At 71.6% G+C, this 25,926-nt stretch carries 19 protein-coding genes and 1 pseudogene; 12 read left to right on the top strand and 8 right to left on the bottom strand.

All coding sequences use genetic code 11. The features are described 5' to 3' along the window. Positions 1-29: 29 nt before the first annotated feature. Complete coding sequence (locus tag ACIQ8J_RS20450; protein ID WP_403273731.1) at positions 30-2,204, top strand: 3-hydroxyacyl-CoA dehydrogenase NAD-binding domain-containing protein; 2,175 nt, start codon at positions 30-32, stop codon at positions 2,202-2,204. Positions 2,205-2,287: 83 nt separating this feature from the next. Here ACIQ8J_RS20450 and ACIQ8J_RS20445 read toward each other — a convergent pair whose 3' ends face one another. Continuing rightward, positions 2,288-3,022 (bottom strand): MerR family transcriptional regulator, encoded by a 735-nt coding sequence (locus tag ACIQ8J_RS20445; RefSeq protein WP_403273733.1) that lies wholly within the window; start codon positions 3,020-3,022, stop codon positions 2,288-2,290. Between the two features lie 586 nt (positions 3,023-3,608). Here ACIQ8J_RS20445 and ACIQ8J_RS20440 point away from each other — a divergent pair. Continuing rightward, entirely contained in the window at positions 3,609-4,133 is a 525-nt protein-coding gene (locus tag ACIQ8J_RS20440; RefSeq protein WP_403273736.1) for a cupin domain-containing protein, read from the top strand. After that, positions 4,103-4,539 (top strand): annotated as a pseudogene (locus ACIQ8J_RS20435) (VOC family protein). Before ACIQ8J_RS20440 ends, ACIQ8J_RS20435 begins: the two are co-directional and overlap by 31 nt. 85 nt (positions 4,540-4,624) lie before the next feature. Here ACIQ8J_RS20435 and ACIQ8J_RS20430 read toward each other — a convergent pair. Then, a complete protein-coding gene (locus tag ACIQ8J_RS20430) occupies positions 4,625-5,596 on the bottom strand; it encodes a ricin-type beta-trefoil lectin domain protein (RefSeq protein ID WP_403273738.1) in 972 nt (323 codons plus the stop codon). 175 nt (positions 5,597-5,771) lie between these two features. Beyond that, positions 5,772-6,821: an alpha/beta hydrolase gene (locus tag ACIQ8J_RS20425; protein ID WP_403273834.1), complete on the bottom strand. Its 1,050-nt coding sequence runs from the start codon at positions 6,819-6,821 to the stop codon at positions 5,772-5,774. Positions 6,822-7,240: 419 nt separating this feature from the next. Between ACIQ8J_RS20425 and ACIQ8J_RS20420 the strand changes: the two genes are divergently transcribed. Together ACIQ8J_RS20420 and ACIQ8J_RS20415 are read left to right on the top strand one after the other, a co-directional pair. Continuing rightward, entirely contained in the window at positions 7,241-7,714 is a 474-nt protein-coding gene (locus ACIQ8J_RS20420) for a hypothetical protein (RefSeq protein ID WP_403273741.1), read from the top strand. A 251-nt stretch (positions 7,715-7,965) separates the two neighbouring features. After that, positions 7,966-8,844: an oxygenase MpaB family protein gene (locus ACIQ8J_RS20415; protein WP_403273742.1), complete on the top strand. Its 879-nt coding sequence runs from the start codon at positions 7,966-7,968 to the stop codon at positions 8,842-8,844. 23 nt (positions 8,845-8,867) lie between these two features. Here ACIQ8J_RS20415 and ACIQ8J_RS20410 read toward each other — a convergent pair whose 3' ends face one another. Together ACIQ8J_RS20410 and ACIQ8J_RS20405 are read right to left on the bottom strand one after the other, a co-directional pair. Further along, positions 8,868-9,893 carry a LacI family DNA-binding transcriptional regulator gene (locus tag ACIQ8J_RS20410; RefSeq protein WP_403273744.1) on the bottom strand — a complete coding sequence of 342 codons (1,026 nt, stop codon included), beginning with the start codon at positions 9,891-9,893 and terminating at the stop codon, positions 8,868-8,870. Positions 9,894-10,029: 136 nt separating this feature from the next. Next, the gene (locus ACIQ8J_RS20405; protein WP_403273747.1) at positions 10,030-11,562 is read right to left on the bottom strand and encodes a M1 family metallopeptidase; all 1,533 of its coding nucleotides are present in this window, start codon (positions 11,560-11,562) and stop codon (positions 10,030-10,032) included. Positions 11,563-11,763: 201 nt separating this feature from the next. On the opposite strand from ACIQ8J_RS20405, the gene ACIQ8J_RS20400 reads away from it, so the two are divergent. Both ACIQ8J_RS20400 and ACIQ8J_RS20395 read left to right on the top strand, forming a co-directional pair. After that, complete coding sequence (locus ACIQ8J_RS20400; protein ID WP_403273750.1) at positions 11,764-13,767, top strand: Xaa-Pro dipeptidyl-peptidase; 2,004 nt, start codon at positions 11,764-11,766, stop codon at positions 13,765-13,767. Further along, positions 13,764-15,041 (top strand): M14 family metallocarboxypeptidase, encoded by a 1,278-nt coding sequence (locus ACIQ8J_RS20395; protein ID WP_403273752.1) that lies wholly within the window; start codon positions 13,764-13,766, stop codon positions 15,039-15,041. The genes ACIQ8J_RS20400 and ACIQ8J_RS20395 overlap by 4 nt, the downstream gene beginning before the upstream one ends. 1 nt (position 15,042) lies before the next feature. Here the strand turns inward: ACIQ8J_RS20395 and ACIQ8J_RS20390 are convergent, their stop codons facing one another. Further along, a complete protein-coding gene (locus ACIQ8J_RS20390) occupies positions 15,043-15,984 on the bottom strand; it encodes an FAD-dependent oxidoreductase (protein WP_403273754.1) in 942 nt (313 codons plus the stop codon). 82 nt (positions 15,985-16,066) lie between these two features. Further along, positions 16,067-16,861 (bottom strand): thioesterase II family protein, encoded by a 795-nt coding sequence (locus ACIQ8J_RS20385; RefSeq protein ID WP_403273757.1) that lies wholly within the window; start codon positions 16,859-16,861, stop codon positions 16,067-16,069. A gap of 241 nt (positions 16,862-17,102) precedes the next feature. Between ACIQ8J_RS20385 and ACIQ8J_RS20380 the strand changes: the two genes are divergently transcribed. The 5 genes from ACIQ8J_RS20380 to ACIQ8J_RS20360 all read left to right on the top strand — a co-directional run bounded on the left by ACIQ8J_RS20380 (position 17,103) and on the right by ACIQ8J_RS20360 (position 23,387). Further along, a complete protein-coding gene (locus tag ACIQ8J_RS20380; protein WP_403273759.1) occupies positions 17,103-18,740 on the top strand; it encodes an ABC-F family ATP-binding cassette domain-containing protein in 1,638 nt (545 codons plus the stop codon). A gap of 80 nt (positions 18,741-18,820) precedes the next feature. Next, positions 18,821-19,948 carry an ATP-binding protein gene (locus ACIQ8J_RS20375; RefSeq protein ID WP_403273762.1) on the top strand — a complete coding sequence of 376 codons (1,128 nt, stop codon included), beginning with the start codon at positions 18,821-18,823 and terminating at the stop codon, positions 19,946-19,948. Further along, positions 19,945-20,637 carry a response regulator transcription factor gene (locus ACIQ8J_RS20370; protein WP_403273765.1) on the top strand — a complete coding sequence of 231 codons (693 nt, stop codon included), beginning with the start codon at positions 19,945-19,947 and terminating at the stop codon, positions 20,635-20,637. Before ACIQ8J_RS20375 ends, ACIQ8J_RS20370 begins: the two co-directional genes overlap by 4 nt. A 190-nt stretch (positions 20,638-20,827) precedes the next feature. Further along, on the top strand, positions 20,828-21,955 hold the full coding sequence (gene wecB, locus ACIQ8J_RS20365; RefSeq protein WP_403273767.1) for a non-hydrolyzing UDP-N-acetylglucosamine 2-epimerase: 1,128 nt from the start codon (positions 20,828-20,830) through the stop codon (positions 21,953-21,955). Between the two features lie 103 nt (positions 21,956-22,058). Continuing rightward, positions 22,059-23,387 carry a glycosyltransferase gene (locus ACIQ8J_RS20360; protein WP_403273769.1) on the top strand — a complete coding sequence of 443 codons (1,329 nt, stop codon included), beginning with the start codon at positions 22,059-22,061 and terminating at the stop codon, positions 23,385-23,387. A 79-nt stretch (positions 23,388-23,466) separates the two neighbouring features. Here ACIQ8J_RS20360 and ACIQ8J_RS20355 read toward each other — a convergent pair whose 3' ends face one another. Continuing rightward, positions 23,467-25,911 (bottom strand): Tex family protein, encoded by a 2,445-nt coding sequence (locus ACIQ8J_RS20355; protein ID WP_403273771.1) that lies wholly within the window; start codon positions 25,909-25,911, stop codon positions 23,467-23,469. Between the last annotated feature and the right edge of the window lie 15 nt (positions 25,912-25,926).

Here is a 25,926-nt window from a genome sequence, read left to right as displayed (position 1 = left end):
CCGGCACCCTCATACGGAGAATCCGAGCCATGACCGAGAGCACCACCATCCGCTGGGAACAGGACGAGACCGGTGTCGTCACCCTCGTACTGGACGACCCCAACCAGTCCGCCAACACCATGAACCAGGCCTTCAAGGACTCCATCGCGGCCGTCGCGGAGCGCGCCGTGGCCGAGAAGGACTCCATTCGCGGCATCATCTACACCTCCGCCAAGAAGACCTTCTTCGCGGGCGGCGACCTGAAGGACATGATCCGGGTCGGCCCCGAGCTCGCCCAGCAGGCCTTCGACACCGGCACCGCCATCAAGAACTCGCTGCGCCGCATCGAAACCCTGGGCAAGCCGGTCGTCGCCGCCATCAACGGCGCGGCCCTGGGCGGGGGTTACGAGATCGCGCTCGCCTCGCACCACCGCGTCGCGCTCGACGCGCCCGGCTCCAAGATCGGCCTCCCCGAGGTCACGCTCGGCCTGCTCCCGGCCGGCGGCGGAGTGACCCGTACCGTGCGCCTCATGGGTATCACGGACGCCCTGCTCAAGGTGCTGCTCCAGGGCACCCAGTACTCCCCGCAGCGCGCCCTGGAGAACGGCCTCGTCCACGAAGTCGCCGCCACGCCCGAGGAGATGCTGGCCAAGGCGCGCGCGTTCATCGACGCCCACCCGGAGTCCCAGCAGCCCTGGGACGTCAAGGGCTACAAGATCCCCGGCGGTACGCCGTCCAACCCCCGCTTCGCCGCCAACCTGCCCGCGTTCCCCGCCAACTTGAAGAAGCAGTTGCAGGGCGCGCCCTACCCGGCGCCGCGCAACATCCTCGCGGCCGCCGTGGAGGGCTCGCAGGTCGACTTCGAGACCGCACTGACCATCGAGGCCCGCTACTTCACCGAGCTGGTCACCGGGCAGACCTCGAAGAACATGATCCAGGCGTTCTTCTTCGACCTCCAGGCAGTCAACTCCGGTGTCAGCCGCCCCAAGGGCATCGAGGCGCGCCCGGTCCGCAAGGTCGCGGTCCTCGGCGCCGGGATGATGGGCGCGGGCATCGCGTACTCCTGCGCGCGGGCCGGCCTCGACGTGGTACTGAAGGACGTGTCGCTCGAAGCCGCCCAGAAGGGCAAGGCGTACTCCGAGAAGCTCCTCGCGAAGGCGCTCTCCCGGGGCCGTACGACCGAGGCCAAGCGCGACGAGCTGCTCGCCCGCATCACGCCGACCGCCGACCCGCAGGCGGTGGCGGGCTGCGACGCCGTCATCGAAGCGGTCTTCGAGGACCCCTCGCTCAAGCACAAGGTGTTCCAGGAGATCCAGGACATCGTGGAGCCCGATGCGCTGCTGTGCTCCAACACCTCGACGCTGCCCATCACTTCACTGGCCGAGGGCGTCTCCCGGCTGGTCGACTTCATCGGCCTGCACTTCTTCTCGCCCGTCGACAAGATGCCGCTGGTCGAGATCATCAAGGGCGAGCGCACCGGCGACGAGGCCCTGGCCCGCGCGTTCGACCTCGTACGCCAGATCAAGAAGACGCCGATCGTCGTGAACGACTCGCGCGGATTCTTCACCTCGCGGGTGATCGGGCACTTCATCAACGAGGGCGTCGCCATGGTCGGCGAGGGCATCGAGCCCGCGTCCGTCGAGCAGGCGGCGGGGCAGGCCGGCTACCCGGCCAAGGTCCTGTCCCTGATGGACGAGCTGACCCTGACCCTGCCGCGCAAGATCCGCAACGAGACGAAGCGCGCCATCGAGGAAGCGGGCGGCGTCTGGCCCGGCCACCCCTCGGACGCGGTCATCGACAAGATGGTGGACGAGTTCGGCCGGACCGGCCGCAGCGGTGGCGCCGGGTTCTACGAGTACGGCGAGGACGGCAAGCGGGGCCGGCTGTGGCCGGGCCTGCGCGAGCACTTCACGAAGCCCGGGTACGAGATCCCGTTCGAGGACATGAAGGAGCGGATGCTCTTCTCCGAGTCCCTGGACACGGTGCGCCTCTTCGAGGAGGGCGTCCTCACCTCGGTCGCCGACGCCAACATCGGCTCGATCATGGGCATCGGCTTCCCGGCCTGGACCGGCGGCGTCATCCAGTACATCAACGGGTACGAGGGCGGACTGCCGGGCTTCGTGGCCCGCGCCCGCGAACTGGCGGAACGCTACGGAGAGCGCTTCCTGCCGCCGGCGCTGCTCGTGGAGAAGGCGGAGAAGGGGGAGAGGTTCGGGGACGCGTGAGGTGAGGGGGCGCCGGCCGGGAGGTACTCGGCCGGCGCCGCCCCTCCGGTTCGCGCGGGGAGGCTCGGCAGGCGCCCGCCCGCTCAGGGCTCGTCCGCGTACCGGGCGCGCAGTTCCTCCTTGAGGGAGCGCTGGAACGCGGTCACCAGGGCCTGGACCACCATGGGCTGCATGTGGGCCGAGAGCGACTTCATCGCCTCCACGGCCTCCGGGTCGCGCTCGCGCTCCCGGTACGGCCCCCACACCTCGTCCTGGAACAGCCGGGTGAGCTCCTTCGCCGCCGCCCGGGTGTGTTCGAGGACCACCGTGCGCGCCGCCAGGATCGTCTCGTGTGCGATCGGTACGTCCAGGAGCTGGACGCCCAGCGCGAGGAGCCCCGGGTCCACGCGGAAGGCGTCGGGCGAACCGGGCACCCGCTCCAGGACGTTCATCGCCGCGAGGCGGTCGATGTCGTCGGCCGAGAGCGCCCTGCCCGCCCGCCGTTCCAGTTCGGCGCGGGTCGCGTCGTCGGCGGAGTCCGGGGCCCAGGAGGCCACCACGGCGCGGTGGATGGCGAGGTCGTGCGCGCTCAGGTCGTGCGGAAGCTGCTGGAGGTAGCGCTCGATCGCCGCCAGCGTCATCCCGTGGTGCTGCAACTCCTCGATGAGGGCGAGCCGGGACAGGTGCGCGGGACCGTAGTGACCGACGCGGCGCGGCCCGATCACGGGCGGCGGCAGCAGCCCGCGCGTGCTGTAGAAGCGAATGGTGCGCACGGTGACGCCGGCCCGCGCGGCCAGTTCGTCGACCGTGAGGGTCGGCTCCCCGGTCTCCGTCGCCATGGCACTGCCTCGCTTCCCCGGTGTCCCCGGCCGCCGGTGTGCGCGGCCGATCCGGTGCAACAGTATTGCTGTCTCACCACAGTTGTGAAAGTGCCCGGGGGCCTGGTCGGTGGCGGGGGAGGTCGCTGTGACCGTTCGCGATGGTTGGCGGATGGTCACGAGAGTCGGCGAACTGGCGGCAGCGACCGATCAACTTACGCAGAGTTGAGAACAACTGCGGTGACCGGTGCCGGCCGCCGGGAAACGTCGTGCTGCTTTGCAGGTTGTGCAACAGGTCGAGGTGCACCTGGAAGTCGAGTGCGCGCAGGGGCTGCGGTGATGCGTCGGAGCCGGGCTGCGAGGCCACCAGGTTGGAACCGAAGCCGATCAGTGCCCAGACCCGGTAAAGGCGGCCCGTCTCGACCGCGGTGCAGAGGTCGCCCGCGCTGACGTGGCCGGAGGCAGGCGGTTCCCGCGGCCCGGACGGCCAGGCTTCCCCATCCGTGGCCGGTCCGGTCAGGCATCCGTTGTACCGAGTAATTGGCCCAGTTCTCCGGTGCCGGAATGGCCTGGTGTGTGGAGCACTTCGGACCGTAGAGTCATGATCATGACTGAGGAAACCAACCCCGCTACCACGCTCGATACCGCTCTCCCGGCAGTGCTGACCCGCCACGTGGACGCCGAGACCTGTGCCGACCCGAGCAGCGTGATGACCCTGCTGGCCGACTCGGACGCCGCTGGTGCCGGCGGGTTCACGAGCTACCGGTCCACCTTCAGCAAAGGGGCCGTCGGGGCGCCGGCGCACTTCCATGCCAAGGCGACGGAGCTGTTCTTCGTGATCAGCGGGTCCCTGCAGGTGCTGGTGGGGGACGAGGTCACCGTCCTGAACGCGGGCGACTTCCTGGCGGTGCCGCCGCACACCCCGCACGCCTTCGCCGCGGCGCCCGGTGCCGAGGCGGACGTCCTGTTCGTGTTCACCCCCGGCATGGGCCGGTTCGACTACCTGCGTCTGCTCGGCCGGGTGATGCGCGGCGAGGCCGACCCGAAGGAGATCGCCGAGTCGGCGGAGCGCTTCGACAACCACTACGTCGACAGCCCCGCATGGCGTGCAGCCCTGGAGCGCTCGGCCTGATCGACTGCGCCGTTCACGTCCGGGTGGGCCCGCCCCTCGCGGGACCTCACCGCCGCGGAACGCTTCTACGTGGACGGCCTCGGGCTCGAAGTCCTGTGGCGCACCACCGAGCGCATCCCGGGCGAGCACGGCCTCCTCACGGTCGGCCCGCCCGGCGGGTCCTGGCACTTCAAGTTGACGCACGACCCCGAGCGTCCGCTGGAACCCACCCCGACCGTGGACGACCTGTTCGTGGTCTTACCTGGGGACCCCGGTGGGCGAGGCCCTGATCACCCGACCGGTCGCCGCCGGCGGCACCCGGGTCCCCGCGCGCAACACGTACCGGGACGAGCACGGCGCGACGATCACCGACCCGGACGGCTACCGCCTCGTCCTGTGCGCCCGTACCTGGGGCCAGTTCACCTGAGAGGCGCGACATCTCCCCACGGGGCCCTGAGCCCTTTCATGGCCCGGCCCGGTCGGCAACTGCCGTTGGGCCGGGCAGAGTTGGTTCAGACGCAGGAGGTGAAGGTGGTGCTGGTGTTCGCGATGTACATCGTCGCGCCACCACTCGGGTCGTCCTTCAGCGGGACGGTGACGGTGTCGTCGGCGGTCCAGGGGAACCCGTGCGCGTCGAAGGTCCAGGTGCCGGTGACCTTCCGCGCCAGCACCGACAGGGTCACCCAGCCGTAGTTCTTGGACGGCACGGGCACGGTGACGCTGTTGTTGACGCTGGTCGATCCGCTCCAGGTGCTCTGGAAGGAGAGCTCGGAGGTGACGTTCGCGGACACTCCGGGCAGGTTGCCGGTGCCGAAGTTGGCCGACATGGTGTTGCCGATCTGGTTGGACCAGCCGGTCTCATTGGTCACCGAGAAGGCCTGCGAGATGGTGCCGCTGGTGTTGTTGAACCAGACCGAGGAGGCGCACGTCGTCGGCAGGGGAGCGGCGGGGGCCTCGTTCTTCACGGCCCAGGAGCAGGAGGAGGTGTCCTTCTGGCACCGGGTGGCGGCGTGGTCGACGGCCAGGTTCCGGGCCCCGTCGGGCGCGCTCCACTGCTGGTTCTGCCCGCCGTGGCAGACGGACAGACCGGTCCAGGCGTCGTCGTACTGCGCGCTGGCGGTGAGGTCCAGGCACTGGTCGTCGTCCTCGTGGCGGATCAGGTACGAGTTGGCGGTCCCCGCGACCGGCTGGAGGTACCACCGCTGGCTCGACTGGCCCTTGCAGGTCTGCTGGCGCAGGGCCGGCCAGCCGGTGTCGATGCACTTGCCCGTCGCGTTGTTCACGATGGTGAACGAGGAGTCCTTCGCGTTGACGTTCAGCCGCCAGGACTCGTGGTAGCCGGGCGCCGAGTTGGTCACGATGAAGGCCCCGTCATTGAGCGAGCCGTTCTGCACGTCGAGCGCGCGGCCGTTGCTCAACGACGTGAAGTTCGCGCACTGGACCGGGTTGCCGCAGGTCCCGTCCGCGTGAGCGGTGCCCGTCATGGACGGGGACAGTGCGATCCCCAGAGCCACGCAGCAGGTCGCCACTAAGACGGCGATCATCCGCAGGCAGGGGACCGGGTGTCTCGGGGGGTGGTTCGTGGCCAATGACATGGGTGTGTCCTTGTCTCTCGGGGTCCCTTGGAGGGTGAGGCTGAAACGAACGACGACGGGCGGGTCAGGGTGAGGCGAACGCCGCTTCCAGACGCGGTACGTAGTCCACGAGGTCCTGGGCCCAACAGCCGCCCTCGTGGCCGCCGTTGCAGTGGGAGCCCCAGCCGGCACCGTTGCCGTAGTCCACGTAGTGGTACGGGTGGGCGAGGGCGTCGAGGTGGTCCTTGGCGTGCTGTGCCGCCGACTGGGCCCAGAACTCCATGTTCGAGGGATCGCCGTTGCCGTTGCCGGTGTAGATCGCGATGCCCAGGCCGGCCAGCGCGCCCATGTGTGTGGACGGGTCGGCCTCGTTCCAGCGCCAGTCGGCGTTGAAGACGGGATACGGCGAGCCGAAGATCGCGTCACTGGACACCGTGGGGCCGAAGTTGAGGGAACAGGTCGGGGAACTGGAGCCGCAGAGCGGGGCACCGGCATTGGTGAGCGTGGCGACGACCGCGCCCCGCATCACCATGTGGTCCACCGAGAGGTCGTCGGCGCCGGAGAACGTGGCGACCTGACTGAACAGGTCCGGATGGCGCTGGGCGTAGTGCAGGGCGCCGAAGCCGCCCATGGAGAGCCCGGCGACGGCCCGCCCCTGCTTGGTCGCGAGGGTGCGCAGGTTGGCGTCGACGAAGGGGATCACCTGGTTGATGTGGAAGCTCTCCCAGTTCTGCGCGCCCGCGGCGGTGTTCTGGTCGAGCCAGTCGGCGTACCAGCCACGGAGGCCGCCGTCCGGGATCACCGTGATCATCGAGGTGGCCGCGGTGAGGGCGGGATAGGCCAAGTACGGGTTGGCCGGATCGTCGGAGGCGCCGTGCAGGAAGTAGAACACCGGGTAGCGCTTGGCCGGGTTCGCCGCGTAGTCGGCGGGCAGCAGGATCCGGATGTGGTGCTCCCCGGCGACCTGGGCCGTCTTCACGGTGATCACGAAGTTGGTGGCGGTGCCGGTGGCCGCGCCTGTCTGGGTCAGCCCGAACCCGTCGGCCATCGTCGGCGGGGCCGGGGCGTCGGCGTGTGCGGGAGGCGCGCCCAGCAGGAGGAGCGCGGCGCCCACCGCGGCGACCGCCGCCTTCAGGCGCAAGAACCCCGGCCGAGGTCTGCCCCCGCCCCGCCCGGCCTTCACGGCGTACCCCCGCCGTCGAGGATCCGTCTCTGGTCGGTACGGAGCGTCATCGGAGATCTCCCCCCCTGCGGAACTGGTTACTGGACTGCGGTCGGCCACACCCGGACGGGAGCGCCGCGGCGCCTGCCGCGCACGATAGCCAGATCTAGAACGCCTTTCTATAAGAACGTTCTAATCCAGCCACCGCTGAACCCCGGCCGTGAACTCCCCTTCGCGCGCTGGGGGATTGGACCGTCGGGCACCGAACGGCAGCCGCATCCGACCGGAGGCAACCTCCCCGCACTCGCTGTCGTACCCCTGTCGTACGATCTGGAGAACGACAGCTCAGGCCGCATGAGCCCCGGGCGCGTGTGAGAGAGAAGGTGCCAGGCGTGAATCTCCTCCCCATCGATGTGGGCCCGCTCAATCCCACGGTGCCGGATCTCCTGATCGGCCTGGTGCTGTTCGCGCTCTGCTTCTGGGTGATGGCCGGCGTCCTGCTGCCCCGCATCAAGCGGACGCTGGAGGAGCGGGAGGCGCTCACCACGGGCCGTACGCACGAGGCCGAAGCCGTGCTCGCGGAGGCGGCCGAGGTGCGCGCGCAGTACGAGGCCGAGCTCGCCGACGCGCGCCATGAGGCGGCCCGCATCAGGCAGCAGGCCAAGGAGGACGGCACCGCCGCGATAGCCGAGGCCCGCGCCGAGGGCGTCCGGGAGCGGGACGAGATCCTCGCCGCCGGCACCGCGGACATCGCCGCGGCCCGCACCGCCGCCGAGGCGGAGCTGCGCCCGTACGTGAACGTCCTGGCCACCGAGCTGGCCGGCCGAATCCTCGGCGAGGCCCTCCCGGCCCCGGCCGAGCGCTGAGCCGGACCGCAGGAACATCCCCCGGCGAGCCGACCGCGCCGGGGGCGTCGCTGCGGGCAGCCCGGACGGGCTCGGGCGGCGTGTAATTCGGAGTCGCTCCGTCTGTGACCTGGGCCCCGTGTGCTCTGTGAGCTGGGTCCCGCATGCTCTGTGACCTGGGCGGCGTGCCGTCGTGCCCTGGGTGATCGCATACTGGAACACCTATAGACCCGGCAGCACCACAGACCCCGTCAGCCCCAGGAAGCCCACCCATGAACCGCCGCGACGCCGCACCCGTGCCGCCGCCGCCCGGCGGCGTGCTGTGGAGCCTCGCCGGGGACATCCGAATGCTCCTCACGCTGCCCGCCGCGCTCACCATGCAGGTCGCGCACCCCGCGGTCGGTGCGGGCGTCGACGAGCACTCGGTGTTCCGCACCGACCCGTGGGGCCGCGGAGAGCGCTCCCTGCGTTCGTTGCAGCTCTGGGTGTACGGAGGCGACCGGGCCGCCGAGGAAGGGCGCCGACTCCGTCAGCTGCACAAGACCATCCAGGGCACGGACGCCACCGGCCGGCGCTACCACGCGCTCACGCCCGCCTACTACGCGTGGGTGCACGCCACCGGATACCCCGTCTACGCGCACGCCCAGCAGTACCTCGGCCGTCCGTTCACCGACGCCCAGCACCGCAAGCTGTACGCGGAGTGGCTCCAGGTCGGCCGGATCCTCGGCATCCACGACCGGGACATGCCGCAGACCATCGAGGAGTTCTGGCCCTACTACCGCAAGGTCCTCGCCGACGAGATCCGCAGCAACGTCGTGGTCGAGGAGCTGGTCGCCACCGACCGGCCCCTCCCGCCCCCCGACCGCGGTCCGCTGCTCCTGCGGCTGCTCCTGAGAGCGCTCTGGCCGGTGCTGCTTCCGCCCTTCGCGCGCTTCAGGCGGTTCGTCACCATCGGATTCATGCCGCCGGACGCACGCGAGGCGATAGGGCTCGACTGGACGGACGAGCAGGAGCGGAAGCTGCGCCGCTTCGGCCGGGTGGTGCGGGCCGTGGTCCCCGTACTGCCGGAGCGGCTGCGCTTTCTGCCGCTCGCCCGCAGGGCCAGGGCGGAGTTCCGGCGTTCGGCGGGCGGCCGGGTGCGATCCCGCTGACCGCTGACCGCTGACCACCGACCTCACGCCGAAGCGCGTCGGATCAGTGTCGTCGGGGTGATCACCGGGGCGGGCGGGGCCGCCTCGGTGCCGCCCTGGTCGAGTCCGCGCAGCAGCAGGCGCGCCATCAGCCGGCCCATCTCCTCGATCTCCTGGCGCACGGTCGTCAGCGGCGGGTCGGTCGCCTCCGCCACCGAGGCCATGTCGTCGAAGCCGACCAGTGCGACATCCTCGGGCACTCGCCTGCCGCGCTCCCGCAGCACCCGCAGCGCACCCGAAGCCATCAGGTCGTTGGCGGCGAACACGGCGTCCAAGTCCGGGCGGCGCGCCAGCAGTTCGGCCATCGCGCGGGCCCCGCTCTCCGGCGTGAACGCCCCCTCGGCCACCAGCGTCGGATCGGCCTCCGGAAGGACGTCCCGGTAACCGTCGAGGCGGTCCGTCGAAGCCGTCTGGTCGAGCGGGCCCGCGATGTGGGCGATGCGCCCGCGGCCGATCGAGAGCAGATGGCGTACGGCCTGGCGCGCCCCGCCCCGGTTGTCGGCATCGACGTAGGGAACATCCGTGGGCCAGCCCGGCCGGCCGCCGTAGACCGTCAGCATCCCGGCGTCCCGGGTGATCGCGGGCAGCGGGTCCTCGTCGTGCAGTGAGAAGGCGAGCGCCCCGTCGACATGACCACCCGTCAGATAGCGGGACACCCGCCCGTAGTCCTCGGGGCCCTCGACCAGGAGGAGCACCAACTGGGTGTCGTGCGCGGTGAGTTCCCTGCTGATGCCGCGGATCTGCTGGGAGAAGAAGGGGTCGGAGAAGAACCTGGTCTCCGGCTCCGCGACGATCACGGCGACCGCGCCGGTGCGGCGCGTGACGAGCGAACGGGCCGCAGGGTTGGGGACGTAGCCCAGTTCCTCGACCGCTTGGCGCACCTTGTCGACGAGGGGCGGGCGCACCCCGGTACCGCCGTTGACGACCCGGGACGCGGTGGCCCGGGAGACACCGGCGCGCGCCGCGACGGCTTCGAGGGTGGGACGCGTGCCGAAGTACTGCTCGGTCAAGGCGAGTTCTCCTCATCGGCGGATCCGGGCCAGCGTATCGGGTGCCGGACCCGCGGGGGAGGCGGGCGGAAGAGCCCTGCCCGCTGCGGGGAGAGCGCGCCCGCTCTCCCCGCTCACCTCCCCCGCGCCGCTCCCCTCAGTGCCCCGCGTGCCCCGAACGCGTCGCGGCGATCTGCTTCCACGACTTCGGCTCGACGGGCTTCACCGTGTGGGCCGACCTGCCCGGCTGTGCTCCGCTGACGCCCGAGAAGGCCGTGAACTTCGCCTTCGCCGCAGCCGAGTTGGAAGGCCTGGTGGGCTGGAAGAGCCAGGTGTCGAAGAGCTCCGCGAGCGGCTTGCCCGAGACCTTCTCGGCGTACTTCACGAAGTCGCCCACCGCCGCGTTGCCGTAGGCGTGCTCGGTCGGCCAGCCCTTGAGGATCTTGAAGAAGGACGCGTCGCCGACCGTGTTGCGGAGCGCCTGGATGGCGAGCGCGCCCCGGTCGTAGACGGCGGCGTCGAACTGGTTGTCCGGCCCCGGGTCGCCCGGCTTCACCTTCCAGAACGGGTCGTCGGCCGGGTGCTGCGCGTACACCCAGTCCGCCAGCTCCTGCGCGGTGCCCTCGCCCTCCTTCTCCGACCAGAGCCACTGGGCGTAGGACGCGAAGCCCTCGTTGTCCCAGATGTCCTTCCAGCCCTTGACCGAGACGCTGTCGCCGTACCACTGGTGCGCCAGCTCGTGCACGACCACCGAGACGTTGGCGCCCTTGGCGAACTGCGCGGGGCTGTAGAACGGGCGGGTCTGCGTCTCCAGGGCGAAGTGGCTCGGCACGTTCGGGACGTACCCGCCGAGCGCGTTGAACGGGTACGTGCCGAAGACGCTCTCCAGCCACTCGGCGACGTCCTTGGTGCGCTCGACGCTGGCGCGCGCCGCCCCGTCGTTGTCGCCGAGATCCTTGCTGTACGCGTTGAGGACCGGCAGTCCGCTCGCGGTCTTGTCGGTCGTGATGTCGAACTTGCCGACGGCGAGCGTGGCGAGGTAGGACGCCTGCGGCTTGTTGGAGCGCCAGTTGTACGTCGTCCAGCCGAGCTTCGAACTCTGGCCCTGCAGCACGCCGTTGCTGATGGCCTGGGTGCCGTCCGGGACCTTGACCGACACGTCGTAGGTGGCCTTGTCCAGCGGGTGGTCGTTGGACGGGAACCACCACACGGCGGAGTCCGGCTCCTGGGCGGCGACGCCGCCGTCCGGGGTGCGCTGCCAGGCCGTCCAGCCGTCGACCTTCAGCTCGGAGGGCTTGCCCGCGTACTTCACCACCACGGTGATGGACCGGCCCTTCGGCAGCGGGGTGGCCGGAGTGATCTCCAGCTCATGGCTGCCGGACTTGGCGAAGGTCGCCTTGGCGCCGTTCACCCGCACTTCGCTGACGGCGAGCCCGAAGTCCAGGTTGAAGCGGGACAGGTCCTGCTGGGTGGTGGCGAGCAGTGTCGCCGTGCCTTCCAACAGGTCGGTCTTCGGCTGGTACTTGAGCCTCAGGTCGTAGTGCGAGACGTTGTAGCCGCCGTTGCCGCTGGTCGGGTAGTAGGGGTCGCCGATGCCCGGGGCGCCCGGAGTGAAGTCCGCGGCCGATGCCGGGATCACCAGCAGCAGGGAGGCGGCGAGCACGCTCGGGGCGATGATTTTGCGGTGCACAAAAGCTCCAAGTCGTAAGGGTCGTCGTGGGGTGAACGATCTCTTCGGACCCTATTCAGCCCTTCCCGCTCCGGTCATGTCCATGGCCCCTGCTGTCACACGATCGCCATTCGGCCGACATGTTGACTTGTACGGCTTCGGTCGCTTTGGTTTCTCGACTACCCTCTTTTGCGCGGGAGTTGACCGGAGTACCGTCCGCCCATGTCGATACGCACGCGGGGCACCCGCCTCAGGACACGATCCAACAGGTCGCGCCCCCTCAGATCCTTCGTCTTCGCGGCCGTGGCCGCCCTGGCCGCGGTGCTGATCGCCCCGGCGGGCGCCCAGGCGGCCCATGTCCGGGAGAGCCAGCCGGTCTATTCGTACGAGAACGCCATCCGTGAGGCCGTCTGGGTGGACACCGGTCTGGACGGTGACGGGGACGGCAAGAGCGACCGGGTCGCGGTCGACATCGTCCGGCCGCGCGAGCCCGCTCAGCAGGGCCGCAAGATACCGGTCATCATGGACGCCAGCCCCTACTACTCGTGCTGCGGACGCGGCAACGAGAGCCAGCTCAAGACGTACGACGCGAACGGCGACGTCGTCCAGATGCCGCTCTTTTACGACAACTACTTCGTGCCGCGCGGCTACGCCTTCGTCGGCGTGGACCTGGCCGGAACCAACCGCTCGGACGGCTGCGTCGACGTCGGCGGCCGCTCCGACATCCAGTCCGCCAAGGCCGTGATCGACTGGCTGAACGGCCGCGCCCGCGCCTACACCACGCGGACGGGCAGCGAGCGCGCCACCGCCGGGTGGACCAACGGCCGCACCGGCATGATCGGCAAGAGCTGGGACGGCACCATAGCCAACGGGGTGGCCGCCACCGGCGTCGAGGGCCTCAAGACGATCGTGCCGATCAGCGCCATCTCGTCCTGGTACGACTACTACTTCGCCAAGGGCGCCCAGCTCTACGACGGGGGCCCCGCCGACCTCGCCGGCTACGTCGAAAGCCCGGACGCGCAGGCGCACTGCGCCGCGGTGCAGAAGAAGCTCGTCGACGGCTCCCCGCGCAGCGGCGACTGGACGAATCTCTGGACCGAACGCGACTACGTCCGCCAGGCCGACAACGTCAAGGCCAGTGTCTTCGTTGTGCACGGCATGCAGGATCTCAACGTCCGTACGAAGAACTTCGGCCAGTGGTGGGACGCGCTCGCCGCGAACGGGGTCGAGCGGAAGATCTGGCTGTCGCAGACCAGCCACGTCGACCCGTTCGACTACCGGCGCAGCGACTGGGTGGCCACCCTCCACCAGTGGTTCGACCACTACCTGCTCGGCTACGACAACGGCATCGAACGCCGCCCCATGGCCGACATCGAGCGCCACCCCGACCAGTGGAGCACCGACCGCGTGTGGCCGCCGGCCGGCACCGCGGCGACCACGGTGCATCCGGTGAGCGGCCCCGCCGCCGGGGTCGGCGGGCTCGCGCTGAGCCCCGCGCCCGCCGGAACCACCTCGACGTTCACCGACAACCCGGCCCTCGACGAGACGAGTTGGGCCGCCCAGATCGACAAGTCGACGCCCGACAAGGCGGGTTTCACCACCCAGCCGCTCACCAAGGACCTGCGAGTGTCCGGCTCGTCCAAGGTGACCGTCACCGCGACGCCGACGACCAGCAGCGCCTACCTGTCGGCGGTCCTCGTGGACCTGGGGCCCGACACGATCCGCAACTACGCAGGGGCGGGCGAGGGCATCGTCACCGGCACCGACCGCACCTGCTGGGGCGCGAGCACGGCCGGTGACAGCTCCTGCTTCCTGACGACCTCGGCCGACAAGAAGGACGTCGGCTACACCGTCTTCAGCCGCGGCTGGGCCGACCTCGGTCACTACGCCTCCGCCACCAAGGGCGTCCCGCTGACCCCCGGAAAGCCGTACACCATCACGCTCGACCTGGCCGCCACCGACCACGTCGTCCCGGCCGGACACCGGCTCGCGCTGATCGTCGCGGGCACCGACAACGGCCTCATCAATGCGCCGGCGAGCAGGCCGACCCTCACGGTGGACCTGGCGCGCACGGCGGCGAAGGTGCCGTTCGTGGGCGGCCCCTGGGCGTTCGTGCGGGCCACTTCCGGTACGCGTCCGCAGCTCGGGGCGGGCAACTTCGTGGCGCCCAAGGGCGTTCCGGTTCCGCGCATGACGCAGCGGCTGCCGGGGGACGTCCGCCGGTGAAAGCACGTCTGGTGCTGCTGGGGGTGACGGCGGCCGCGCTCGCCGTCCCCCTGGTCACCGCGCCCGCCGCGGCGAGTTCCACCGTGCCCCGGACCGGCTTCGAGAACAGCGACGGGGCGCGCTGGACCAGCCAGCCGGAGGAGCAGGCGTTCCTCGCCGCGGTCGACCGGCTCAGCGAGCGGACCTCGGTGTACCGGATCGGCACCACCCGGCAGGGCCGTCCGCTGCAAGAGGTGCGCATCGGCGGCGGGCACACCACGGACACCGTGCTTCTCGTGTGCAGTCAGCACGGTGACGAACCGGCAGGACGCGAGGCGTGTCTCACCACGATCCGCGACCTCGCGCTGGCCAAGGACCGGACGACGCTGCGCTTCCTGGAGCGCACCACCGTCCTGGTCATCCCGACCGCCAACCCCGACGGCCGGGCCGCCGACACCCGGGAGAACTCCCAAGGCGCCGACATCAACCGCGACCACATCGCCCTGAAGACCGCGGAGGCGCGGGCCACGGCCACGGTGATGCGTGACCAACACCCCGATGTCGTCTACGACTTGCACGAGTACCGGGCCACCCCCAAGTACTACGACAAGGACCTCTTCGACCTTTGGCCGCGCAACCTCAACACCTCTCGCAAGGTGCACCAGGAGGCGCAGAACCTGTCCGGCGACTACGTCCGCGCGGCCGCGCGGGAGGCGGGCTACCGTACCGGCACCTACGGCATCTGGACCGACCCGGCCACCGGCGCCCCCGTCAAGCAGGTCGCAGGCGACGGCCAGGAACGGATCCTGCGCAACACGGCGGGCATCAAACACGCCGTCGCCCTGCTCATCGAGAGCCGCTCGGATGCGATGACCGACGCGGAGAAGGCCGATCCGGCGGTAAACAACCGACGCCGCGTCGACTCCCAACTGACTGGTCTCGACGGACTGTTCACGTTTGTGGCGGAGCGTCGGGGAGCCGTCGAGGCGGCCACGGGCGCGGCCCGCGTCGCCGGATACCGCGACCAAGGGCCGGTCTACCTCGCAGGCGCCGACAACGCGCCCCCGACACCCGCGGAGATCCTCCGCGATCCACCGTGCGGCTACCGCCTGAGCCCCGCCCAGTACCAACAGGTCAAGGAGCAACTCACCCTGCACGGCGTCCAGTTGAAGCGGACGCCCGACGGGGGAGCCCTCGTTCCGCTGCGCCAGTCGCTGCGCGCCCTGGTGCCGCTGCTGCTCGACGCGCGGGCCCAGTACGCGCTGACCGAGGCCGAGCCCGTCGAGCGCTGCTGAGTCAGCCGGAAGAAGGGGGCGCGGAGGAGGAGGCGGCCAGCGCCGCCGCCTCCTCCGCGCAGCCCCAGGCCACCGTCACCCCGGCGCCACCGTGTCCGTAGTTGTGCACCAACACCCCACGGTCCGGAGCCGGTTCGCGCTCGACGCGCACCCCAGAGTCCCGTACCGGGCGCAGCCCCACCCGGTGGGCGAGCACGCGCGCCCCGGCGATCTCGGGGCGCACCAGCGCACAGCGCGCGATGATCCGCTCGGCCGTCGCCGGATCGGGCGCCGGGTTCCAGTCGTCCTCCTCGGCGGTGCCGCCCAGGAGCAGCCCGTACGGCTGGGGGAAGAAGTAGGTCGTCTCCGAGCCGCCGTGCTCCACCGCGGTGTACCAGTCCCGGATCCCCGGATTCTCGACCACCACCAACTGACCCCGTACCGGCCGCACTTCGGGATCCGGTACGAGATTCCGGGCGCCCAGGCCCGTGCAGTTGACCACGACCGGCGCATCCGGAAGGCGCTCGATCTCCCGCGTCTCCACCGTGCCCCCGGCGTCCGCCAGCCGCCGCTCCAGCCACTGGAGATGGACCGGCATGTCGATCAGCGGGAGCCTGGCCCGCAGCCCCTGCGGGCACGGGCGCAGTCCGGCCACCTCGGCCGCCCACGGCCCGAGACCGTCTAGCCCGGTCCCGGCGTGCAGCCCCTCGACCAGCCGCACCCCGGTCGCCTCCGGCGTCCGGGCGAGCTCCTCGTACACCCGGAGCGAGGCCAACGCCCAGGCGCCGACGCGGATTTCCGGCTCGATGCGGTACGGCCACCACAGCCCCCCGGCCGTCGCGGAGGCCGTGCCCCGCGCCTGCTCCCCGCGCCACACCCGCACCCGGCGCCCCGATTCGGCCAGGACGATCGCCGTCGTCAGCCCGATGACCCCGCCGCCCACCACGATCACTTCGCTGCTCATGGCGGGACGGTACCCACAGCGCCGCCCGTTCGGCGAGGACGGCGACGCGAGCGCCGCCCGGCGCGACCGGGGCGGTCGGCCGTCAGGAGCGGTCCGAGTGCGGTGGCCGACCGCCGTCCGGTGAGCCGACCCTCTCCAGCGCTTCGGTCAGTGCCCTCAGCACCGGGGCGGGATCGGCGTGCAAGTAGAAGTGGCCACCGGGGAAGTGACGTACCGTCACCTCACCCGTGGTGTGCTCGCGCCAGGCGTCGAGCCGCTCGGCCGCGATCGAGTCGTCCCGGCCGCCGAACACCGTGATCGGCACGGGCAGCGGCTCCGCCTCCCGCCAGGAGTACGTCTCCAGAACGCGGTAGTCGTCCCGCAGCGGGCCGACCACCAGCTCCCGCAGCTCCGCCGAGTCCAGTACCTCCTGCGGGATGCCGCCGTGGATCCTCGCCACCCGCTCGATCAGCTCGTCGTCGGACAGCCGGTGCAGCGGGTCCGAGGCCCGTTCATGGCGGTGGTGCGGCGCGGGGAAGCCGGAGACGATCAAGCGGGCGGGCAGTGGGCGGCCGGCGGCCCGCAGGGCGCGGGTGATCTCGTACGAGATGAGCGCCCCCAGGCTGTGCCCGAAGAAAGCGTACGGCGCCCGGCTCAGCGGCACCTCGGCGAGGAACGCCGCGACCAGCGCCTCCATCGAGGCGAACCCCGGCTCGCCGAACCGCGAACCGCGGCCGGGCAGTTGCACGGCCTGGACCTCGACGCCCGGCAGGTCGGCGGCCCAGCGGAGGTATTCCGTGGCCGAACCGCCCCCGTGCGCGAAGCAGTAGAGCTTGGGGGCGGCGGGACGCGGCGGCACCCCGCCGACGAGCCAGCGGGGCGACACGGCAGTGTTCATGGTGCGGAGACCTCCAGGAAGGAGCTGGTGCGGTCGGACGGTGGGCCAGGGAGTCGGCCGTCCCTGGGGCGTGCGTCACGGCCGATCCTGACGGAGGTGGGGACCCGTCGCCAAGGGGGTCGGCGGGCCGCGGCGGCATCTTCCGGAGCGGCGGTGCGAGCCGAGGCGTGGTGGGGCCGCCGGCACCTGGCCCGACGGGGGCTCGGCGCGTGCCCGGCGACCGCTTAGGATCGGTCACCTCATGACTGCAACCCTCGTCGCCAAGGACCTCGCCGCCGGCCACGGCGACCGCACCCTCTTCGCCGGGCTCGACCTGGTGGTCGCCCCCGGCGACGTCATCGGCCTCGTCGGACCCAACGGCGCGGGCAAGTCCTCCCTGCTCCGCCTGCTCGCCGGGCTCGACACCCCTGAACAGGGCGAGCTGCGGCTCTCCCCGCCCGGCGCGACCGTCGGCCACCTCCCGCAGGAGCCCGACCGGCGGCCCGGCGAGACGATCCGCGCGTTCCTGGCCCGCCGCACCGGGGTCGCCGCCGCCCAGGACACGATGGACGCCGCCACCCAGGCCCTGGTCGACGGGGCGCCCGGCGCCGACGACGCGTACGCCGACAGCCTGGAGCGCTGGCTCGCGCTCGGCGGCGCCGACCTGGACGAGCGGGCCGAGGAGGTCGCCGCGTCGCTCGGCCTGACCACCGGCCTCGACCAGCCGATGACCGCGCTCTCCGGCGGCCAGGCCGCCCGCGCGGGCCTCGCCTCGCTGCTCCTGTCCCGGTACGACGTCTTCCTCCTCGACGAGCCGACCAACGACCTCGACCTGGACGGCCTGGAGCGGCTCGAAGCGTTCGTGAAGGGGCTGCGGGCCGGCACGGTCGTCGTCAGCCACGACCGCGAGTTCCTCGCCCGCACCGTCACCAAGGTGCTCGAACTCGATCTCGCGCAGCAGCAGATCAACCTCTACGGCGGCGGCTACGAGGCCTACCTGGAAGAGCGCGAGACCGCGCGCCGCCACGCGCGCGAGGACTACGAGGAGTACGCCGACAAGCGCTCCGCCCTCGAAGGCCGCGCCCAGATGCAGCGCTCTTGGATGGACAAGGGCGTCAAGAACGCCCGCCGCAAGGCCACCGACAGCGACAAGCTCGGAAAGAAGTTCCGCAGCGAAGCCAGCGAGAAGCAGGCCTCGAAGGCCCGCCAGACGCAGCGCATGATCGAGCGCCTCGACGTCGTGGACGAGCCCCGTAAGGAGTGGGAGCTGCGGATGGAGATCGCGGCCGCACCCCGCTCGGGCGCGGTCGTCGCGACCCTGCGCGACGCCGAGGTGCACCGCGACGGCTTCACCTTCGGTCCCGTCTCGCTCCAGATCGACTGGGCCGACCGTGTCGCCATCACCGGCGCCAATGGCTCCGGCAAGTCGACCCTGCTCGCCGCCCTCCTCGGCCGGCTCCCGCTGGACGCGGGCCACGCCTCGCTCGGCTCGGGCGTCGTCGTCGGCGAGGTCGACCAGGCGCGCGGCCTGTTCCTGGGTACGGAGAGTCTGCTCGACGCGTTCTGCGCCGCGGTCCCCGACACGGAACCGGCGGAGGTCCGCACCCTGCTCGCCAAGTTCGGCCTCAAGGCGCACCACGTGCTGCGCACCGCGGCCTCGCTGTCCCCGGGCGAGCGCACCCGAGCGGCGCTCGCCCTGCTCCAGGGCCGCGGAGTCAACCTCCTGGTCCTGGACGAGCCGACCAACCACCTGGACCTCCCCGCCATCGAGCAGCTGGAGTCCGCCCTCGACTCGTACACCGGCACCCTGCTCCTGGTCACCCACGACCGGCGGATGCTCGACGCGGTCCACACGACGCGGCGCCTGGAAGTCGCGGACGGAAAGGTCACCGAGCACTGACACCGCCCGGACCTGGCCCTCGGCGTCGACAAGTGCCTTCGCGTCAGCAATATCCGATGGCCCGAGCGTACGGTGGTCGGGTGCACCGCGACCGACTTCAGGCCGTCCTGGACGCGCTGCCCAGGGCGGCCATCGTTCAAGGAGGCGACGAGATCGTGATCGCCGTCAACCGGCGATTCACCGACATGTTCGCCCTCGAAGGCCGCGTCGACCACACCCCGGGCGCACCGCTCGGACCGGTGGTCGACGCCGTGTGCGACACCTTCGCCGAACGGCCCTCCTGGATCGTCGACACCACCCACGCCATCGCCGCCCGGCACATCCACCGGGCCGCCGAGATCCCGCTCACCGACGGGCGCGTGATCCGGCGCGACGTGGAGCCGCTCTACGGCGCGGACGGCGTGCCCTTCGGCTCGCTGTGGACCGCCGAGGACATCACCGAGGACAAGCGCCGCGAGCACGCGCTCCAGCGCGACAACGCGGCGCTCAGCGAGCTCGCCGGGCAGCGCAACGAATTCCTCGCCCTCGCCTCGCACAGCCTGCGCACCCCGCTCACCTCCATCCTCAGCTTCTGCGAGCTCCTCGCCGACCCGGCATCGGGCCCGCTGGAGGCCGACCAGCGCGACTTCCTGGCCGCGATCCGGCGCAACGCCGAACGCATGGAACGCGTCATGACCACCCTCATGAACACCGCCCGGCTGCGCAGCCCGCAGCTCAAGCTGGAGTTCGGCCGGGTGGACATCGCGCGGATGCTCCAGCACGCGGTCCTCGACCGGATGTCCACCACCTCGCAGGCCGGTGTGTTCGTGGTGCTGCGCTGCGCCGAGGGACCGCTGCTCCACGGCGACGAGCACCGCCTGGAGCACGTTCTGGCCAACCTCCTTGAGAACGCAGCCAAGTTCACCCCTCCCGGCGGCCGCATCGACATCGACGCGGCCCCGGACGGCGAGCAGTGGCACATCGACGTCGCCGACACCGGCATCGGCGTGCCCGAGCAGTACCGCGAAGAGATCTTCTCCGGCTTCGTACGCGCCCCGAACGCCCGGACCGGCGGCTTCCCCGGCACCGGCCTCGGCCTCACCATCAGCCGCGAGATCGTGCGCCGGCACGGCGGCGAACTCACCGTCTCGGAAGCGGACGGCGGGGGAGCGGTCTTCAGCATCCGGCTCCCGGTGGCAGGGCCGCCCGCCGAAGGAGCAGGGCGGTGACGCGGATCCTGGTGGTCGAGGACGACCCCGACGTGGCGATGGCCCTGCGCATCCTGTTCACCCGGGCCGGGTACGAGGTGGTGCCCGCCGCGGACGGCCGCGAGGGGCTGCGGCGGCTCTTCGCGGACGGCCCCGACCTGATGGTCCTCGACATCGGCCTGCCGGGACTCGACGGCTGGCAGGTGCTGGAACGCACCCGCGACATGACCGATCTTCCGGTGCTGCTGCTCACCGCGCGCGGCGCCGAGAGCGACCGGGTGCGCGGCCTGCGCGCCGGAGCCGACGACTACCTGCCCAAACCGTTCGGCAACGAGGAGCTGCTCGCCCGGGTCGAGGCGCTCCTGCGCCGCGCCGCGCCCGCGCGCTGGGCGGGCGCCACCCACGACGAGGCCCTGCGGCTCGTGCCCGAGCGGCGCTCCGCGGTCTGGCGCGGCGAGGAGGTCCGGCTCAGCGACATCGAGTACCGGCTGCTCCAGGTGCTGGTACGCAACCGGGGCCGCGTCGTCACCACCGACCAGCTGCTCGACCAGGTCTGGGACGATCCCCAGGGCATCGGCCGCGAGCGGGTGAAATTCGCGGTGCTGCGCGTACGCCGCAAGCTCCAGCAGGCCGCGGGCAGCCTCGAATCGGACCCCCTCGAAGCGGTGCGCGGCCTCGGCTACCGCTACCGCGGCGACCGGGAATCCTGACGCGAGGAGCCCCGCACGGGCTGAAGGGCCCGGCGCCCAGAGGGCCAAGGTCCCGGCCGGAGCCGGTCGAAAGGCCCGGGAATGTCCGGTTGCCGCCATCGCAACCGTCGGGCAACCGAAGGCCATCCGGGGGCGCAACGGACAGCGGACACCCTCATGGGCGTCCCGCCGGTCCGTTCCTGGAGTTCGTGTGCCCGCCCTGCCGCCCCGCAGCATCGCCGTCGTCCTCGGCACCCGCCCCGAGCTGGTCAAGCTGACCGAGCTGATCCGCCTCCTCGGGCCCGCCGCACACGTCGTGCACACCGGGCAGCACTACGACGAGGAGCTCTCCGGCCGCTTCCTCACCGACCTCGGCATCCCCGAGCCGACCTACCTCACCGGCATCGGCGGCGAGCCCCGCGCGGTCCAGATCTCCGCCGCCCTGGCCCAGCTGGACGCGGTGTTCACCGCCGAGCCGCCGCGCGCCGTCGTCGTCCAGGGCGACACCAACGCGGCACTGGCCGGCGCGCTCGCCGCCAACGCGCGGGCCATCGCACTCGTGCACGTCGAGGCGGGCCTGCGCAGCCACGACTGGAACATGCCCGAGGAGCACAACCGGGTGCTGATCGACCGGATCGCGGACGTGCTGTGCGCGGCGACCCCCGAGAACCGCGCCAACCTGCTGGCCGAAGGCATCCCCGCGGGCCGCATCGAAGTCACCGGCAACACCGTCGTCGAGGCCGTACGCGGCCAACTCCCCACCAGCGCCCAGCGGTTCGCCGAGCTGGAGCGACACGGACTCACCAGCGACGAGTACGTCCTGGCCACCGTCCACCGGCCCGAGAACACCGACGACCCGGCCGCGCTGCGCGCCGTCCTCAGCGAACTCGCCGCCCTCGCCGCCGAACTGCCGGTGGTCCTTCCCCTGCACCCCCGCACCCGGGCCCGCATCGACGCCGCGGACCTGGCCGGACTCCTCGAACCCCTCCTCGTCACCCCGCCGCTGGGCTACCGCGCCTTCCTCGCCCTCGCCCAGCACGCGGCCCTGCTGGTGTCCGACTCCGGAGGCGTCCAGGAGGAGGTCACGGTCCTCGGGCGCCCCCTCGTCGTCGTACGCAACTCCACCGAGCGCCCCGAGGCGATGGCCGACTTCGCCGAACTGGCGCGTCCTGGGCCACAGTTGGGGCGGGCGGCCCGCCGGATACTGGCCGAAGGCGCGCCCGGCCGGGCCCGGCTCGCGGCACTGCCCAGCCCCTTCGGCGACGGCCTCGCCTCGCGGCGCATCATCGCGCTGCTGGCCGGGCTCGCGGCGCGGGAGGCATACGCGGCCGTTGCCTGAGGGGGCCATCGACCGGCCGCGGGCTGTCCGTGGCCGGTCGCGCAGTTCCCCGCGCCCCAAGGGGCGCTTCACCGCCCGGCAAACGACCGCCAAGGACCCCGCCATGCCCAACAGCCTCCTGCTCTTCCTCTTCCCCTTCTTCCTCCTCGGCTGCTTCCTGCTCTACTGGGCCGGCGCCCGCCGCGCCTACCTCGGCCGTCCGCGCACCGAGCCCGGCGACCCCGGCGCCCTGGACTGGCACTTCTTCGTGCCCTGCCGGGACGAGGAGGCCGTCGTCGCCACCACCGTCGCCCAGCTGCGCGCCGACTTTCCCGGCGCGCACGTGTGGGTGATCGACGACGACAGCGAGGACCGGACCGGCCTCATCGTCGCCGCCCTCGCCGAGGACGACCGGCGCGTCCACCTCGTACGCCGGGTGCGGCCCGACGCGCGCACCGGCAAGGGCGACGCCCTGAACGCCGCCTACGAGCAGCTCGGCGACTTCCTGCCGGCCGGGGCGGACCGCGACCGGACCGTGGTGTGCGTGGTCGACGCCGACGGGAGGCTCGACCCGCGCGCCCTCGAACTCGTCTCGGGACCGGCCGCGTTCGCCGACCCGGAGGTGGGCGGGGTCCAGGTCGGCGTACGGATGCGCAATGTCGACGACGAGCGCCCGCTGCCCGGCCGGGGCCGCCTGGCCAACGCCTTCGCACGGCTCCTGGTCCGCGTCCAGGACATGGAGTTCTCGGTGTCCAACGCGGGCATGCAGCTGCTCCGCGGCCGTACCGGCTCCGTGGGGCTCGGCGGCAACGGCCAGTTCACCCGGCTCTCCGCGCTCGACCGGATCGCCGCCGCCGAGCGGCGCCCCTGGCAGCGGGGCGCGCTCCTGGAGGACTACGAGCTGGGCCTCCAGATGATCCTCGCCGGCTACCGCATCACGCACATCGCCGACACCTGGGTCTCCCAGGAGGGCCTCCCGCACATCCGACGCCTGCTCACCCAGCGCACCCGCTGGGCCCAGGGCAACCTCCAGTGCGTGCGCTACGCGAGCCGCATCGTCTCCTCGCGCCAGTACACCGGCGCGGGCGTCCTGGAGACGCTGTACACCTTCTTCCAGCCCGTCGCGCACCTGCTCACGCTCGTGCTGTGCGCCGCGATGCTGGTCCTCGGCGGACTCGGCTCGCTCGCGGTCTGGCCGCTCACGCTGGTCCTGGCGGCGCTCTCCATCGGCCCGTTCGTCCTGTGGGGCCCGGTCTACCGGCGCGACCACGCCCCCGAGGCCTCCCGGCTCACGGCGCTCCTCTGGGGCCTCGCGCTGTGGCTGTACGCGTACCACCTGTTCGTGGTCTCGGCGCGCGGATTCGCGCGCAGTCTGCGCGGCCGCACCGGCTGGGCCAAGACTCGGCGCAACGCCGAGCCGGTCACGACGGGCCCGGTTGCCCTGGAGGCCTGACACCCCCCCCGTAACAGGCCAACGAGGGGCGGGCGCACGCCGGTTGACGCGGCGCCCGCCCCTCGTCGCAGGCCCGTGCTCAGCGGCCGCCGCGGCCCTTCGGGTCGAGCAGGCCCGCCTTGCGCAGGGCGTCCGCCATCGCGCTGTTGGCGGGAGCCGGGGCCGAGGCGCGGCCCTGGCCGCCCTGCCGACTGCCGCCACGGGCCTCGCCGTCGCCGTTTCCACGGCGCTGCTGCTGACCCTGACCCTGACTCTGCCCTTGGCGCTGCTGCGGAGGCCGGCCGCCCTGGCTCCGGCCCTGGCCGCCCCGCTCGCCGCGTTCCCGCTTGGGCGCGCCGCCCGGCGCCGCCGCGTCGTCGTCCAGCCGCAGGGTCAGCGAGATCCGCTTGCGCGGCACATCGACGTCGAGGACCTTCACCTTGACGATGTCGCCCGGCTTGACCACATCGCGCGGGTCCTTCACGAACGTCTTCGACAGCGCCGAGACATGTGCGAGCCCGTCCTGGTGCACACCGATGTCGATGAACGCGCCGAACGCCGCCACGTTCGTGACGACCCCCTCAAGCACCATCCCGGACGCCAGGTCGCCGATCTTCTCGACGCCCTCCTTGAAGACGGCCGTCTTGAACGCCGGACGCGGATCGCGCCCCGGCTTCTCCAGCTCGCGCAGGATGTCCGTGACCGTGGGCAGACCGAAGGACTCGTCCACGAAGTCATCGGGCCGCAGCGAGCGCAGCACCCCGGTGTTGCCGATCAGCGATGCGACCTCGCTGCCCACCGTCTTCACCATCCGCCGCACCACCGGATACGCCTCGGGGTGCACGCTGGACGCGTCCAGCGGGTCCTCGCCGTCGCGGATCCGCAGGAAGCCCGCGCACTGCTCGTACGCCTTCGGGCCGAGCCGCGCCACGTCCTTGAGGGCCCTGCGCGAACGGAAGGGGCCGTTCGCGTCGCGGTGCGCCACGATGTTCTCGGCGAGACCCGACCCGATGCCCGAGACCCGCGAAAGCAGCGGCGCGGACGCGGTGTTGACGTCCACACCCACGCCGTTCACACAGTCCTCGACCACCGCGTCGAGCGAGCGCGACAGCTTCACCTCGGACAGGTCGTGCTGGTACTGGCCGACGCCGATGGACTTCGGGTCGATCTTCACCAGCTCGGCCAGCGGGTCCTGGAGGCGCCGGGCGATGGAGACCGCGCCGCGCAGCGACACGTCCATGTCCGGGAACTCCTGCGAGGCGAACGCCGAAGCCGAGTACACCGAAGCGCCCGCCTCCGACACCATCACCTTGGAGAGCTTCAACTCCGGGTGTTTCGCGATGAGTTCACCGGCGAGCTTGTCCGTCTCGCGGGACGCCGTGCCGTTGCCGATGGCGATCAGCTCGACCGCGTGCTCCTGGGCGAGCCGGGCCAGCTTCGCCAGCGACTCGTCCCACTTGTTCGCCGGGACGTGCGGATAGATCACGTCCGTCGCCACGGCCTTGCCCGTCGCGTCGATCACTGCCACCTTCACGCCGGTACGGAAACCGGGGTCCAGACCGAGGGTGGCGCGTGTGCCGGCCGGGGCGGCCAGCAGCAGGTCCCGCAGGTTCGACGCGAAGACGCGCACCGCCTCGTCCTCCGCGGCGGTACGCAGCCGCAGCCGCAGGTCGATGCCGAGGTGCACCAGAATGCGGGTGCGCCAGGCCCACCGCACCGTGTCCGCGAGCCACTTGTCACCGGGACGGCCGCGATCGGCGACACCGAAACGGCGCGCCACCATGTTCTCGTACGTCGAGGGGCCCGGCTCCGCCGAAGGCTCCTCGGGCTCCAGGACGAGGTCGAGGACCTCTTCCTTCTCGCCGCGCAGCATGGCGAGCACCCGGTGCGAGGGCAGCGCGGTGAACGGCTCGGTGAAGTCGAAGTAGTCGGCGAACTTGGCGCCCGCCTCCTCCTTGCCCTCGCGCACCTTCGCCGCGAGGCGGCCCTTGGACCACATGCGCTCGCGCACCTCGCCGATCAGGTCGGCGTCCTCCGAGAAGCGCTCGGCGAGGATGGCGCGGGCGCCCTCCAGGGCGGCCGCCGGATCGGCGACGCCCTTGTCGGCGTCCACGAACGCGGCCGCCGCGGCGAGCGGCTCCACCGACGGATCACCGAGCAGGCCGTCGGCGAGCGGCTCCAGGCCCGCCTCGCGCGCGATCTGCGCCTTGGTGCGCCGCTTCGGCTTGAACGGCAGGTAGATGTCCTCCAGGCGGGCCTTGGTGTCGGCGGCCCGGATCTGCGCCTCCAGAGCCTCGGTGAGCTTGCCCTGCTCCCGTACGGACTCCAGGACCGCCGTGCGCCGATCCTCCAGCTCCCGCAGGTAGCGCAGCCGCTCCTCCAGCGTGCGCAGCTGCGCGTCGTCGAGCATCTCGGTCGCTTCCTTGCGGTAGCGCGCGATGAACGGGACGGTGGACCCGCCGTCGAGCAGCTCGACGGCGGCCTTCACCTGCCGCTCCCGTACGCCGAGTTCCTCGGCGATCCTGCCTTCGATGGACGTCGTCACGTTGCCGTACCGCCT

The sequence above is a fragment of the Streptomyces sp. NPDC094147 genome, assembly GCF_044764265.1.
Taxonomy (GTDB): domain Bacteria; phylum Actinomycetota; class Actinomycetes; order Streptomycetales; family Streptomycetaceae; genus Streptomyces.
The sequence above is the reverse complement of the archived record's forward strand: the minus strand, read 5'-3'. Positions and strand labels throughout refer to the sequence as shown.